Below are 13,064 nucleotides of genomic sequence, written 5' to 3' on the forward strand. Positions count from 1 at the left end.
CTCATGAAATACGGTATTCTGATGTGACAAAACCTGAATCCTGGTCGTTAAAGTGTTTGTTTGCACTCATATTTTAACTGTTAGGACTCAGGTTTTTTTATTTAAAGCAAACTATGGGACAGCAGTGGCACTTTGGCTGCTTTTTCTACAATAAAATTTAGGATTTATACATCGGTCGATTGTCATTCAAGCGCATGATGCCACGAATCGCCCGATACACAATCCAGATCCAGGCCAGAAAGACCACCAACAAACAGAAAGCGGATGCACCAAATGCCACGCCTGCAAACAGGTTCGGATCTTCGCCAGTAAAGAACAGAAACAAAAATGGAATAAAGGCAATGATATTCCAGACCAGATACCACCAGAAACTGCGGATCTGCCAGGTGAAGTGGCTTTCAAAAATTGAACCACGCACATCGCGACGTTTGACATAGTTAATGATCAACGCCACGACAGCCAAAAGGCCAGCACTAAAAATGGCCACAATATATAGAATGTACAGTGCAAAAGTCAGTGTGCGATTTGGGTCTTTATCAATGGAATAGTTCACGTCCCCTCCCGATCTTTCCCCTAAATATTTAAACTGTTAAATGGGGAAATTAGCCATATAATCAAAATGATGTTAAAGGCTATAGTACAAAAATATATCTGTCGGAACGGTTGTTTTTGTGTTTTATGTCGCAGTTTTTGCTGGGCTAACCAGGCTGCTGGCCAACCACCTAAAAAAGCCACCAGATGCAGGGTATTTTCCGGAATACGTTGCTTACCCGATTGCGCCGCTTCCTTGTCCTGCGCATACAACCAGTAACTCAATGCATTCATCAAACTGATCAGCAACAAGACCAGTCCGCTGAGCAGACCGCCCAAAGTCAATGCGGTCAGCAACAGAATATAAACCACACAGGCAATCTGCATCGGTTGTAATTTCTGTGACTGCTGTTGCTTGGAGGGTTTGAATTTAGCCTGAGACGTTTTGGTTTGCGATGCTTTCAGATACATGACCTGCTGTGCTTTGTATCGTCCGCGCTCATCTAAAATGACCGTGTAATCTAAGGCACAGCCGACAATCGGACGCGGACCTTGCTTGGCAAAGTCCTTGATATGCAGAAATACGCGATCTTTGGCCGAATCATTGGGCTGAATAAAGCCATAACCCTTGTCATCAAACCACTCCACTAAACGCCCCTGATCGCGCATATCCCCTGTCCTTTTGTCTTTATAAATTTTAAATATTTAAGCTGTAACGAATTTTAATCGCTCAATCAACATATTACGCATCTCGACTGGATTTTTTTGCAAAATATCTTCGCCAGTACGACCCAAGGCCGCGTTACGCTGTGCCACCTGTAACCGCATCATCCAGAAGCGACCTGCGGCCATGGCCAAGTACAACTCTAAACATGATTTTTCATCTGCTGTTAAGGGGCGGACGCTTTCATAGGCATTTAAAAAGACAATGGCTTTTTCTTCGTTTAAAGTGACATCCGGATAGTTGGTGCAAAAGTCATTTAAAGTAATCGCGATATCAAATAAAAATTCATCTTTGTTTAGTTCATAAAAATCCAGAATACCGTTGAGTTGATCACCCTCAAATAAGGTATTGTCCCGGAACAGATCGGAATGAATAAAGCCACGTGGACGATCTGGATAGACTGCTGTTAAAGCGTCATACAGGCCTAAAAGCTTGCCGAGCAACACTTTATCGGCCGGACTTAAACTTGGTTTGATTTCTTGGGACACTGCCAGCCAATACGCATGATCACGCACGAAATTACGTTCTAATTTGAAGTCCTGCAATGCCACATGCATTTTTGCCTGAGCGATAGCAATCGCTTCAACTTGTGCCACGGTCGATGGCATGGGATGCTCACCCAACAGGCGCGGTGCAATCTGTGCCGGTTTATCTTTAATACTGTGAATAGCCTTGCCTGAATGCGATAAAGGCACCGGAACGGCCAAGCCTGCTTTGCCCAAATGTTGTAATACAGGCACAAGTTCCCCTGCCGCCTGTTCATCCATATCCTCAAACACCGTTAGCACATAGTGTGCGTCTTCGCAGACCAAAAAATAGTTGGTATTTTGAATACCGCCTTGAATCGGAATCAGATCAACCGCCTTTAAACCGTAGGGCGCTGCAAAATCCTGAACTTCCTTTAAAGTCAAAGTGGTATAAACCGACATAGAAAACCTGCGAAAAAACTTACATAATTTTGCTAGAATACCGTTTCCATCTGCCAAGGTGTAGCGCTTGCGTGGGTGAGTTTCATAATCGGCTGTAATAATTGGAAAAATTTATGCTAGCTAAACGTATTATTCCTTGCCTCGACGTTGATAATGGTCGTGTGGTCAAGGGTGTTCAATTCCTTGATATTCGTGATGCAGGTGACCCAGTTGAGGTCGCACGTCGTTATAACGAACAAGGTGCCGATGAAATTACTTTCCTTGATATTACCGCTACACATCATGGACGCGACACCACTTACCGTACTGTAGAACGTATGGCTGAATCGGTTTTCGTCCCCCTGACGGTCGGTGGCGGTGTGCGTAAAGTCGAAGATATCCGTTTGCTGCTCAATGCTGGTGCAGATAAAGTCAGCATCAACTCGGCAGCAGTATTTAATCCGGAATTTGTCCAGGAAGCATCACAACGTTTTGGCGCACAATGTATCGTGGTCGCCATTGATGCCAAAAAAACCGGCGAAGATAAATGGGAAATTTTCACCCACGGCGGCCGTAAACCGACCGGCATTGATGCCTTGGAATGGGCAGAACAAATGGCCAATTACGGCGCAGGTGAACTCCTGATTACCTCAATGGATGCTGACGGCACCAAAGCCGGTTATGACATCGCCCTGATGCGTGCCATCAATGACCGCGTCACTGTACCGACGATTGCTTCCGGTGGTGTGGGTAATTTACAGCATTTGGCGGACGGCATTATTCATGGTGGCGCCGATGCGGTACTGGCAGCTTCAATTTTCCATTTTGGTCAACACACCATTCCGGAAGCCAAAGCCTATATGGCAGCCCAAGGCATTGAAATGCGCCTCTAAGCCGTTTTAGATGATGATTTAATTAAAGAGTGTTTTTATAAACACTCTTTTTTATGTCGTAGATAAAACAACCAAACAAATACAGGACAAAAAAAAGGAGTCTTTCGACTCCCTATAAAACCAAGATAAGACTACAGCACTTGGTATTCAAAATAACTCATTACACCCAGAAATATATCAGTATGAGGCTTTGCTCACCGACAGGAGCAAATATAGGTGAAATCCGCAGGACAATATTGACAGTACAACAGTATTTTATTGACAAATCACGACAAAGCCCTGTTTTAGTCCATAACCTGCGTATTTAACTGCTTCATTACCGTATTTTTTGCAGTATTTTTCGTCATTTTAGTGGAAGCATTGGCCGATTTAACCGGAAAATATGCTCTGCCCAGCGGTTCAGTTTTTTCGAGATCGGTCCAGGCAATACCATACCTAAAGGGTTCTGCTCCTGTAAATCTGCGGAGGAAATCACCCGGGTACCCAGCAGATAGTCGAACCAGGGTTTGGTCACACACCAGTTGGCATCCTGATTACTATTCATGTGATGATCATAATGCCAAGGCAGCTTTTTTTTGGCCCATTCTGGCTCCAGATGGGCACGACGATGCCGATAATAATAATTGCCTGCACTATATAATACGGCCAGCGTCATCCCTTTGGAAAAAGGATAAAACGTCAATCCAAAGACTGTAGCAACCACGGCAAGAGAAGCAATTTCATTGCGGGTACGCCAGTTGTTCAGTCCTTCTACATAACCGAAATCGGAAAATTCCGTTTTACGCACAATGCGGTGATGTTCCCAATGCGAACACATGCTTTCTGGAACCGGACTATAGCGGCTCTGTCCTTGGCGGTGAATTCCATGTAACACATATTTATGCGCAAACCATTCAAATCCATTGGCAACGACGAGTCCTGCCAGAAAACCTTTCCACATGATCTTTTACCTCTTGGTCTATTTTTCAATATAGGCTAAGTAAAAGACTAGATATTGACCAAAATATTCAATATGATTGACAAAATACGACAAAATAAAAGAATTAAAAAATGCTGGTTCTAAAAAACTACGTAGGCTCGATATACGGTGGTTTAGGACATTTACTTTTGGACTATTATCAGCTGAAACAGCTCGAAGTCCCTGAGAAATTATTGGCCATTCAAAATCTGGAACGCTTTGATTTTACTCTGTGGCGTGATCTGCTGACGACACTTGATCAACAGCTGCAGCGCCCGGCTTTGGGCCTGGAAATTGCGCAACTGGTCGAGACTAAACATCTCGGGATTATCGGTTATCTGGCACTTTCCAGTGACACGCTGGGTGAAGCCTTCATGCGCTATCATGACTACCATCGCCTGATCTATGATGGCAGCCCGCTACAAATCCAGGGGCAAGGAGATCATCTTTCGATTGCCTGGGGTGAGGTTCCTTTTAAGATGAGTACGCAACTGACCGATGAAATCGCGATTGCACTCATGATCGAATTTATTAAATCGAATATTCTGGATAATAATCATCTGCATCTGCATGAAGTGCATTTTCAGCATCCAACACCCAAAAATATAGCATTGTATGAACAGTATTTCCGCTGCAAGGTTCGTTTCGGTCAAGCCAAGACTCAAGTCCTGATGCCGGTCAGCGAGCTGTCTACACCTTTAAAACAGGGTGATCAGACCCTACAAAAGCTTCTGAAACAACAAGCTGAAGCTTTACTGGAAAAATTCCCCAATTCCACCCAGGTTGACCAGCAGTTACAGCAGGCGATTCTGGTGGGCCTGCAAAAAAACCAGTTCCAGATTGAACATATTGCCCAGCAAATAAAATTCTCTGTCCGTCAGTTACAACGACATTTGCAAAAGCAGGGTAAAACCTATCAGCAACGCATGCAGGAAATCCGCTCTATGATGGCAATGCAATATCTGAAAGATCCGCATTTAAGCTTACAGGAAATTTCCATGCTGCTTGGTTACTCCGAGCAGAGTGCATTTCAGCGGGCATTTAAGCAATGGACCCAGCTGACGCCACAACAATGGCGCTTAGAATCTTTGGCTCAGACAGCTTGAGACGCTGCAATGCTGAGACTAAAAATAGTAAAAAGCCCAATAGGAATATTGGGCTTTGTGTCTGGTTCCAGATGGAACATTCTCCAACAAATGAAAAAAATCTTATAAAAATGGATTTTCGATTTCGTCCAGATCATCCCGCTGCAGCTTTTCTGGCAGATCTACAGTATTTTCCAGTTGCTGCACCACATCATTTACAAAAGCCTGCAAAACCTTGGCAGCCTTAAGACCTTCCTGATCCTTGGTGATCTGCAAGTTTCCATACAGGCTGACGCAATCCAGATCATTTTCCAAGGTCAGATCATGAATGGCATGGGATTCACTGCCATTTTCAAATGCTTTAAACATATCCTCTCCACCTGTCTTTGTTATTTTCAATAATGGGCGAGATCGATGCTACTCGAATCCCACTTTTTTCAGCAAGTTTATTTCAATAACTGCAAAATATATTGCAATAGCGCATCTATCAGCTGTTTTACAATCGTATTTTGGGTGTCGTTATCGATTGCACCACCAGTCGCTGAGGACGTCGAGGTATTTGAACCTGAAGATTTAAACTCACGTTGCAGTGCCTGCAAGTTTTCTTTAGAGACGTCTTCCGCACACTGGCTTTCTGCATCCCAGTTAGAATATTCGATTTTCTGATTGGCTTTGACCGCCTTGGCCGTCAATGGCAAACGATAGGTATTGCGCTTCTGCTCTTCGGTCAATTGTGGGAACAGGTTAATTCCGAGCTGTTCCTCCAGATAACAGACACTAACAATACGCACTTTGAGCGAATTATCATTCGGCGCATAATAAGCACCAATCGCACCGGTTTTCGGCAGGTAAACTGCCTTATACACCGCCGTCGGTACAATCACGCCATTACCAATGGTTTTTAGTTTTTTCGCCGCAAATACCGGCCCGGTAACAACATAAGCATCCTGCTTCTGTTTGGTTACAATGGCACGGGTCGCTTCTTCCAGTTCACGCCAGACCTGCTGATTGTTTTTCGGTGCTTGCGGCACCATATTGGCCAGTGAGAAACTGTCCGACTGTGCAGCCTTATTGGGCATATCCGCATTTGGCGCCATATGCCCGCGATCATAACCGGAACCACGATAATCCGCCAACGTCGCCCGATGCGCAGGTTTAACCTGGGTCTCTTCATGAAAATTATCTTGACGCGGAATTTTCTGGCTTAAGCGTGCCGGTGTGAGTGCTTCAGCCACCCAAAGTGGGGTTTTCGAAACACCGGAATAACCAACGTTAAAGCCATTAAAGCACAGTGAATAACTGTCTTTTTTCAGGCTGTCTTTCATCAGATACGGCGGAACATCACGATAAAACTGTGTCAGACAGGCGGAATTGGATGAAGATGGCAGAGACACCCATTGACTGATTTTTTCCTGACCAAAGGCGATGGCAAAACTACTCGAAGCCACCACACCCAGAATGACTTTAGTACTATTTTTACTTAAAAACTGAAAAAGAGAGTTCTTGGATTTACGCTGCTTCTTGGCCATTATTACACGTACTTTTTAGATCAATACCGATTTTTCCCGAGCTTAACAAGCTGTGTATATGAAGTATATCTTGACCCTGCCATTCGCTTAACAAATAAACAATAATGGCTTAAAAGCCACGAAAGCTGTAACAAACTGTCTATTTTTTATTTCATTTTAAATGAGGTTTCGCAGTCTTTGAGTAGCTTTGATTGGAGCTGCCGGATGAGTATGTAAAGCTAAGCGCCTATCCCAATTCGTACAATTATTAGCAGTGGTGTCAATCATGAATTCCAAACTCTCTAAAATATTAGGTTTAGGATTATTCACAAGTGTAATCAGCGCAGGCGCATTTGCCGAGCCACCGGTTCAACCGGGTGAAACACTTGAAAGCTTGTCTAAAGCTAAAATTAGTACCACGGTAAATGGTCAGGAAGGCTCTTTAGAAACTCTAGTCAACTCTGGTCAAATCCGCCTTGTCGATCCGCGTACAGCTGCGCCACAGCAACCAATGCCAAATACGCAGCCAGCGATGATGCAGGCGCCCGGTAATTCAGACATGGTTTCTCCACAACCTCCTGTGGCAGAACCGGGTATGAATCAATCAGACATGCCGGCCAATCTGGCTGAACCGGCCAACAGTACTGAAGTCGAGACAACTACATCTATGGCTGCACCAGAACAACAGCCTGTGCTTGAAGAGCAACAGCAAGCCGCTGTAGTTGAAGCCAATATGAATGCACAAACTGAAATTGCAGCTCAAGCCGATGCAGAACCAGTGCTGATGGAACAGTCTTTGAATGCTGCACCTGAAGTGCCGGCTGCCGTAGAACTTGAGCAATAATCCGAAGCTCAGTTATTTACTGTTTCTCCCATAAAAAACCAGAGTGTGTCTCTGGTTTTTTATGCTTTTTAATTTTATTCACATCTGAATCTGGGTGCCTAGCTCGACCACACGGTTGGGTGGAATCTGATAGAAATCACTGACCGGACTGGTATTGCGCTGCATGGAAATAAACAGTTTTTCCCGCCACGGTGCCATGCCCTCACCCACAGTATGCATAATCCGTTCACGTGAAATAAAGAAACTGATCTGCATCAGATCATATTCAAAACCCCATTTTCGATAAGCCTGTTGTAAAGCTACTGGAATATTGGGCTGATCCTTAAAACCATAATAGATAAATACCCGATAAAAATGCTCACTCAATTGTTCCAGTTCAACCCGATCTTGCTTAGCTACAAAGGGAACATCACGGGTAATGACCGTGAGCATAATATTACGTTCATGCAAGACTTTGTTGTGCTTGATATTATGCAGCATGGCATGCGGGACAATATTCGGTGTACCCGTCAGGAAAATGGCCTCACCTGGCACATATTTGGTACCTTCCCCCATTGAGATACTTTTAATAAACAGATCAATCGGCAAGGCATCCTGTTCCAGACGCTTCAAAACCAAAGCGCGTCCATCTTTCCAGGTCATCAAAATGGTAAACAGCACGGCACCAATCAGAATCGGCACCCAGCCACCCGAGGTGATTTTTAAAGAAGTTGAGGCTACAAAGACCAAATCCAGAGCCAAAAATGGCACAGCAAACAATGCCACTTTCCAGACCGGCCAACGCCATAAACCATAAGCCAGAATCGAGATCAGAATAGTACCGCAGAGCATGGTCATGGTCACTGCAACACCATAAGCACTGGCCAGATTGGCACTATTTTCAAACAGTAAAATCAGGATCAAGACCGAAATAAACAGCAGCCAGTTAATAAAGGGCAGATAAATCTGGCCACGTTCGACTGCCGAGGTATGCTTGACCGATAGACGCGGCAAATAACGCAGTTGAATGGCCTGATTGACCATCGAAAATACCCCGGTAATCACCGCCTGCGAGGCAATGACCGCTGCAGCCGTGGCCAGTCCAATCATCGGGAATAAAGCCCATTCTGGCAGCAGCATATAGAAAGGATTGGCCAGCGCTTCTGGACTGCGCAACAACAATGCGCCCTGTCCGGCATAATTCAGCAATAAACAGGGCAAGACAATAATAAACCAGGCCAGACGAATTGGCAGACGACCGAAATGCCCCATATCGGCATAAATTGCTTCCCCCCCGGTCATGGTCAGAATCACCGCGCCCATGGTCAGGAAAGCCACGTAGGGCTGATCAACCACAAAGTGATATGCCCAGTACGGATTCACCATCCAGAGGACAGATGGGGTCTGGATAATGCTCCACAAACCAAAACCGCCAATGGACAGGAACCAGAGCATGGTTAAAGGCCCGAAAAATTTCCCCATGGTGGCTGTACCGTGGCGCTGCACCATAAACAGCCCCGCCAGAATTCCAATCGATAGCGGTACCAGCCATTGATTGAAAATAGGTGTCGCAATACTCAAGCCTTCAATGGCAGACAGCACAGAAATTGCCGGAGTAATAATACCGTCACCAAAGAATAGCGATGCACCAATAAAACCCAAGGCAATCAGGAAAATTTTCTTTTGATCAGCAATTCGTGTGGTACGCAGATTTAATGCCAATAATGACATGATTCCGCCTTCGCCGTTGTTATCGGCACGCATGATGACCGTGACATATTTAAAGCTGATGGTGAGCATCATGCACCAGAAAATCAGCGACAGGATACCGAGTACAGAGGCCTCGCTAATGGCGAGATGTGCGGTGAGGAAGCATTGGCGCAGTGCATAGAGTGGACTGGTGCCAATATCTCCGAAAACGACCCCAAGCGCAGCCAGTGTAATCACCGGGAGAGCTGCTTTTTGTGCAGTGCTTTGCATATATTGTCTTCGTTTTTAACAAGCATTTTTGCGAATCATAGCACCACATTAAAAGTTTTTCTGCAAATCAATTGTTTCAGCTTGGCACAGCTGGTTTTTTTCGCTATTATCCTCGGCCTATGGTGAGGTGTCCGAGTGGCTGAAGGAGCACGCCTGGAAAGTGTGTAAACGTTTATAGCGTTTCGAGGGTTCGAATCCCTCTCTCACCGCCAGAATTTAAAAACCCGAATCACATGATTCGGGTTTTTTTATTGCCTGAAATTCAAATTCGCATCTGCTTAGAATCATTAAACAATCCATCACCACCATGATTAAAGTTACTATGACCTAAGGAATATGGCTGTTCTAAGACGATTATTCCACCATATTTAAATTTTTCTTAAGCTTCCGTGCTTTTCTAGGTTCAATTTAAAAACTGGCATAAAAATAGCTTAACTCTATTGTCATCAAAGCTATGTTATGGTGCCTACAGAGGTGCTGAGAGGAGAATAAAAACCATAAAATAGAAAGAAATACAGGATTGATCGAGCCATTTAAACTTAAAGCTAAATAGATACACTGCTATTCGGAGAGCGAACATGAATAACAGCGCAAACTATGCAAAACAGATCAAAAATGCAAAACGTGGCGGTTATACCCCAACCATTGCCAAAGACATCAATAAACATAAAATTCAAAAAGCTCTGAGACTCATCGAACAGTGGAGAAGCCTCGCTCAAGAACTCAAACCTCAAATGCAGTTTGATATGGCCTTTACTTTAGAGGAATGTGCACAAGAATTAGACCAGATCCTAAAAAAGCGATAATCCCTTTTAAGCGATTGACCCATACTAAACCCTGTACATTCACCCTCGCCCATATCTGCCTATATGGGCGTTTTCTTGATCTTTCGATAAAAGACAGTTTAGATAGAATGAACCGGAAAAACGGTAAATCGTACCAAAATAGCTTGAACGGTTATTTTTTGGCTTGCGTAGCGAATGAATTTCTGTAAAATGCACTCCACCATGCCGGCATAGCTCAGTTGGTAGAGCAACTGACTTGTAATCAGTAGGTCCACAGTTCGAATCCGTGTGCCGGCACCATATCTTAGCCTCGCTTTTTAGTGAGGCTTTGATGTTTCTGGGCCTTATGTTTTCAGCTAAGTATGCTGGCTTTTTCTAGTGCTTCGCTTGTGCCGTTACTTGCACATATCTCACGATCCCTTCCTGGTATAGCTTCTGGCATAGCTTCGCTGTCATTTGAATTTTAAAATGATCCAGGCTTGAACCTTGAGCATGCAGAGCAGCATGTTTTGAATTTAAAGTTTGCCCAACATAATTTGCAAAGCCTGAAAATACAGCTTCGGACAAATCCTGAATCTGAATATTTTTAAATTCAAAACGATCTAGACACTCATACAGTGCACCGACAGACATTAATTCTTTTAAATTTATATCGGCAGATTTTAATAAAAACTGATATTTGCGCCGTTGCAAGGCATTCAGATTGTGCCAGCGTTCCGATAACACCAGATGGTGAAAACCAATCCGCGCCTTTGAATTTAAAACACTGCTGATCTGTTCCAGCAGTAACGGAACCGGGCTGTGATAGGCCGCATCCAGACACAGCACCACATCAAAACGCTGAGAAAACGGCAATTCCTTTAAACGCAAGAATGAAGCCTGATAAATGGCATTCAATTCTGGCAAATGCTGCTGGATATTGGCCACACACGCTGCTTGTAGTTCGACACCGGCCAGATATTGCACCTGATACTGCTGCTGCCAGTGCAACAAACTTGCACCCTGACCACAGCCCAGATCCAGCAATTTATCTTTTGAATTTAAATTGACGCCATCTGCGAGCCGATCGGCCAGCGTACGACAGGCAGTGACATAATCCTGCTGCCCTGCCTGCCAGTAGCCCAGATTGCTCCAGGGCAATTGCGCCTGATCCCCCAGCACTGCTGCATGAATAGCATATTTATGCTGAGGAAGACGCTGACGCAGTGCCTGAAGCCATTGCATCAATTAATAACCCAGTTGCGGAGCAACCTCAACTACAGGTTTTAAACCTTGAAACGGCAAAGGCGCACCGAAAATTTCCGCAATCTTCATCGCTGAGGTCACAGCCGATTCTAGAATGGGCAAACCGTCACATGACCATGAACCGCAGAAAAAGACTTTGCGATTGGCTTCCAGATGACGCTGCTGTAATTCCTTGTTCAGCGCCACGGTATTGGCATCGACCACTGCACGCGTCAGCATGACCGAGGTAATCACCTTTTTCGGGTCAATCTCGGTCACCGGACGCCAGGTCTGGAACACTGCCGACTTGCCGACCAGAGAAGGTTCAATCGAGTTGAGCCACACTGTAAATTGCTGACGGGTAAACTTACGATCCATCATATAGCTAAGCACGGCCCAGTCTTTACGTTTTGGCGGCATCACGCTGGAGTCGGTATGAATCACCAGTTCGCCCTGTTCGAATTTGAATTTCTTCAATAATTCAATTTCGCTGGCAAACTGGGTTGGATCCAGGAATTGCTCAATTTTAGTGGTTGGCGTCGCGACAATGACCCGGTCAAACAGTTTTGAATAACCGGCCGCATTTTCAACTTTGACCTGATCGCCCTGCTCTTGAACCAGTGTAATCGCTGAACCATCTTCAATATGAATACCTTCCACCAGTTTGTCGACCAGCGCCGGTGTTCCGCCTTGCAAGCGTAGTAAGGCATCGCCATCAGTCAATTGACGCAGGAAAATCAATAAAGGTTTCGCCGGCCATTCACCAATGGTTTTCGGATTGCAGGTACAAATGGTATACAGTACCGGCATTACGGCGCCATGCCAGAACACTTCTTCAATCTCGTTACGATTGATAAATTCTGCCAGGCTGATGTCCTGATTTTTCGACTTAAAAAATTTGGTTAATGCCACTTTGAGCTGCAACAGGCCCTTGACCAGACGCCAGCCGTACTGCTGCAAGCCTTTACGGTTATTGATAATTGGAATATTGCCGATACGGCTACGCGATGTGGTCAGCCAGGTTTCAGTTTTATCTTCAAATAACCAGCTGCAGGCCATATAGGTACGCACCGGATAAGTTTTAATGCCCAGATGCGTGGCCAGACTCAGGGTATTTTTCCACAGATAAGGATTCATCACACGTAAAGGTGCATCAATCAGCCCCCCTTCAAATTCAAGGCTATGACTGTCCATGCCACGACCTGGAAGTGCTTCAAAAATCGTGATGTGATGTCCTGCATCCTGGAGAATTCTGGCTGTTGCCAGTCCGGCCATGCCACTACCAATTACTGCGATATCCAAACTGATCATCCATCATTGAAAAACTACAGAAATTATGTACCATCCGCCAATCAAACAGGTTATTAAAATCTTCCAGAATATATGTTTTTCGTAAAGGCAATTGGACGGGATAAAATCTGCTTTTCACTATTTTTTAAACATGTTACAAAATTCACCAAACTCAGGATTTTATTCATATTTTTTCCACATAACCAGAAAAATCACTTTAAAAACAAACATCTTAATTAACCATTTTTATAACCTTTGGTTGACAAACGCCCTTGAAAAATCTATGATTCACAGCATAATAAAACCATAAACCCATCAGATTCCACCAAGATGAGTTTATGCGTAAATTATTTAA

Annotated in this window: 13 protein-coding genes and 2 tRNA genes; 6 read left to right on the forward strand and 9 right to left on the reverse strand. The window is 44.5% G+C overall.

The window, feature by feature from the left end:
* Positions 1–157: 157 nt before the first annotated feature.
* Genes FTU45_RS06065 through FTU45_RS06075 form a run of 3 tightly spaced genes read right to left on the reverse strand, consistent with a single transcriptional unit; the run spans position 158 to position 2,184 of the window.
* Positions 158–553, reverse strand: a complete 396-nt coding sequence (locus tag FTU45_RS06065) for a hypothetical protein (RefSeq protein ID WP_005095179.1) — start codon at positions 551–553, stop codon at positions 158–160.
* A gap of 20 nt (positions 554–573) precedes the next feature.
* Positions 574–1,200, reverse strand: a complete 627-nt coding sequence (locus FTU45_RS06070) for a DUF1294 domain-containing protein (protein ID WP_100329475.1) — start codon at positions 1,198–1,200, stop codon at positions 574–576.
* Positions 1,201–1,236: 36 nt separating this feature from the next.
* A complete protein-coding gene (locus tag FTU45_RS06075) occupies positions 1,237–2,184 on the reverse strand; it encodes a homoserine kinase (protein WP_180076130.1) in 948 nt (315 codons plus the stop codon).
* A 113-nt stretch (positions 2,185–2,297) separates the two neighbouring features.
* Between FTU45_RS06075 and hisF the strand changes: the two genes are divergently transcribed.
* Entirely contained in the window at positions 2,298–3,056 is a 759-nt protein-coding gene (hisF, locus tag FTU45_RS06080) for an imidazole glycerol phosphate synthase subunit HisF (RefSeq protein ID WP_005095173.1), read from the forward strand.
* A gap of 343 nt (positions 3,057–3,399) precedes the next feature.
* Here hisF and FTU45_RS06085 read toward each other — a convergent pair whose 3' ends face one another.
* Positions 3,400–3,996, reverse strand: coding sequence for a hypothetical protein (locus tag FTU45_RS06085; protein ID WP_180076131.1), 597 nt, complete (start codon positions 3,994–3,996; stop codon positions 3,400–3,402).
* A 110-nt stretch (positions 3,997–4,106) separates the two neighbouring features.
* Here FTU45_RS06085 and FTU45_RS06090 point away from each other — a divergent pair, with 110 nt between their 5' ends.
* Positions 4,107–5,120 carry an AraC family transcriptional regulator gene (locus FTU45_RS06090; RefSeq protein WP_180076132.1) on the forward strand — a complete coding sequence of 338 codons (1,014 nt, stop codon included), beginning with the start codon at positions 4,107–4,109 and terminating at the stop codon, positions 5,118–5,120.
* Between the two features lie 102 nt (positions 5,121–5,222).
* Here FTU45_RS06090 and FTU45_RS06095 read toward each other — a convergent pair whose 3' ends face one another.
* Together FTU45_RS06095 and FTU45_RS06100 are read right to left on the reverse strand one after the other, a co-directional pair.
* On the reverse strand, positions 5,223–5,468 hold the full coding sequence (locus FTU45_RS06095; RefSeq protein ID WP_005095167.1) for a hypothetical protein: 246 nt from the start codon (positions 5,466–5,468) through the stop codon (positions 5,223–5,225).
* A gap of 77 nt (positions 5,469–5,545) precedes the next feature.
* Positions 5,546–6,628: a DNA/RNA non-specific endonuclease gene (locus tag FTU45_RS06100; RefSeq protein ID WP_180076133.1), complete on the reverse strand. Its 1,083-nt coding sequence runs from the start codon at positions 6,626–6,628 to the stop codon at positions 5,546–5,548.
* A gap of 265 nt (positions 6,629–6,893) precedes the next feature.
* Here FTU45_RS06100 and FTU45_RS06105 point away from each other — a divergent pair, with 265 nt between their 5' ends.
* A complete protein-coding gene (locus FTU45_RS06105) occupies positions 6,894–7,451 on the forward strand; it encodes a hypothetical protein (protein WP_180076134.1) in 558 nt (185 codons plus the stop codon).
* A 78-nt stretch (positions 7,452–7,529) separates the two neighbouring features.
* Here the strand turns inward: FTU45_RS06105 and FTU45_RS06110 are convergent, their stop codons facing one another.
* Complete coding sequence (locus tag FTU45_RS06110; RefSeq protein ID WP_005095159.1) at positions 7,530–9,410, reverse strand: potassium transporter Kup; 1,881 nt, start codon at positions 9,408–9,410, stop codon at positions 7,530–7,532.
* A gap of 121 nt (positions 9,411–9,531) precedes the next feature.
* On the opposite strand from FTU45_RS06110, the gene FTU45_RS06115 reads away from it, so the two are divergent.
* The 3 genes from FTU45_RS06115 (at position 9,532) to FTU45_RS06125 (ending at position 10,495) form a co-directional block, all read left to right on the forward strand.
* A tRNA-Ser gene (locus tag FTU45_RS06115) sits at positions 9,532–9,622 on the forward strand.
* A gap of 366 nt (positions 9,623–9,988) precedes the next feature.
* Positions 9,989–10,216, forward strand: coding sequence for a hypothetical protein (locus tag FTU45_RS06120; RefSeq protein WP_005095157.1), 228 nt, complete (start codon positions 9,989–9,991; stop codon positions 10,214–10,216).
* Positions 10,217–10,419: 203 nt separating this feature from the next.
* A tRNA-Thr gene (locus tag FTU45_RS06125) sits at positions 10,420–10,495 on the forward strand.
* Between the two features lie 75 nt (positions 10,496–10,570).
* Here the strand turns inward: FTU45_RS06125 and FTU45_RS06130 are convergent.
* Together FTU45_RS06130 and FTU45_RS06135 are read right to left on the reverse strand one after the other, a co-directional pair.
* The gene (locus FTU45_RS06130) at positions 10,571–11,419 is read right to left on the reverse strand and encodes a cyclopropane-fatty-acyl-phospholipid synthase family protein (RefSeq protein WP_074383895.1); all 849 of its coding nucleotides are present in this window, start codon (positions 11,417–11,419) and stop codon (positions 10,571–10,573) included.
* A gap of 3 nt (positions 11,420–11,422) precedes the next feature.
* Positions 11,423–12,730: an FAD-dependent oxidoreductase gene (locus FTU45_RS06135; RefSeq protein ID WP_100329486.1), complete on the reverse strand. Its 1,308-nt coding sequence runs from the start codon at positions 12,728–12,730 to the stop codon at positions 11,423–11,425.
* Positions 12,731–13,064: the final 334 nt, after the last annotated feature.

The sequence above is a fragment of the Acinetobacter sp. YH12106 genome (assembly GCF_013418995.1).
GTDB lineage: Bacteria > Pseudomonadota > Gammaproteobacteria > Pseudomonadales > Moraxellaceae > Acinetobacter > Acinetobacter pseudolwoffii.

Coding starts and splice junctions, on each gene's coding strand:
- FTU45_RS06070 (WP_100329475.1), bottom strand. CDS start 1,200: ATGCGCGATCAGGGGCGTTTAGTGGAGTGGTTTGATGACAAGGGTTAT.
- FTU45_RS06075 (WP_180076130.1), bottom strand. CDS start 2,184: ATGTCGGTTTATACCACTTTGACTTTAAAGGAAGTTCAGGATTTTGCA.
- hisF (WP_005095173.1), top strand. CDS start 2,298: ATGCTAGCTAAACGTATTATTCCTTGCCTCGACGTTGATAATGGTCGT.
- FTU45_RS06085 (WP_180076131.1), bottom strand. CDS start 3,996: ATGTGGAAAGGTTTTCTGGCAGGACTCGTCGTTGCCAATGGATTTGAA.
- FTU45_RS06090 (WP_180076132.1), top strand. CDS start 4,107: ATGCTGGTTCTAAAAAACTACGTAGGCTCGATATACGGTGGTTTAGGA.
- FTU45_RS06095 (WP_005095167.1), bottom strand. CDS start 5,468: ATGTTTAAAGCATTTGAAAATGGCAGTGAATCCCATGCCATTCATGAT.
- FTU45_RS06100 (WP_180076133.1), bottom strand. CDS start 6,628: ATGGCCAAGAAGCAGCGTAAATCCAAGAACTCTCTTTTTCAGTTTTTA.
- FTU45_RS06105 (WP_180076134.1), top strand. CDS start 6,894: ATGAATTCCAAACTCTCTAAAATATTAGGTTTAGGATTATTCACAAGT.
- FTU45_RS06110 (WP_005095159.1), bottom strand. CDS start 9,410: ATGCAAAGCACTGCACAAAAAGCAGCTCTCCCGGTGATTACACTGGCT.
- FTU45_RS06120 (WP_005095157.1), top strand. CDS start 9,989: ATGAATAACAGCGCAAACTATGCAAAACAGATCAAAAATGCAAAACGT.
- FTU45_RS06130 (WP_074383895.1), bottom strand. CDS start 11,419: ATGCAATGGCTTCAGGCACTGCGTCAGCGTCTTCCTCAGCATAAATAT.
- FTU45_RS06135 (WP_100329486.1), bottom strand. CDS start 12,730: ATGATCAGTTTGGATATCGCAGTAATTGGTAGTGGCATGGCCGGACTG.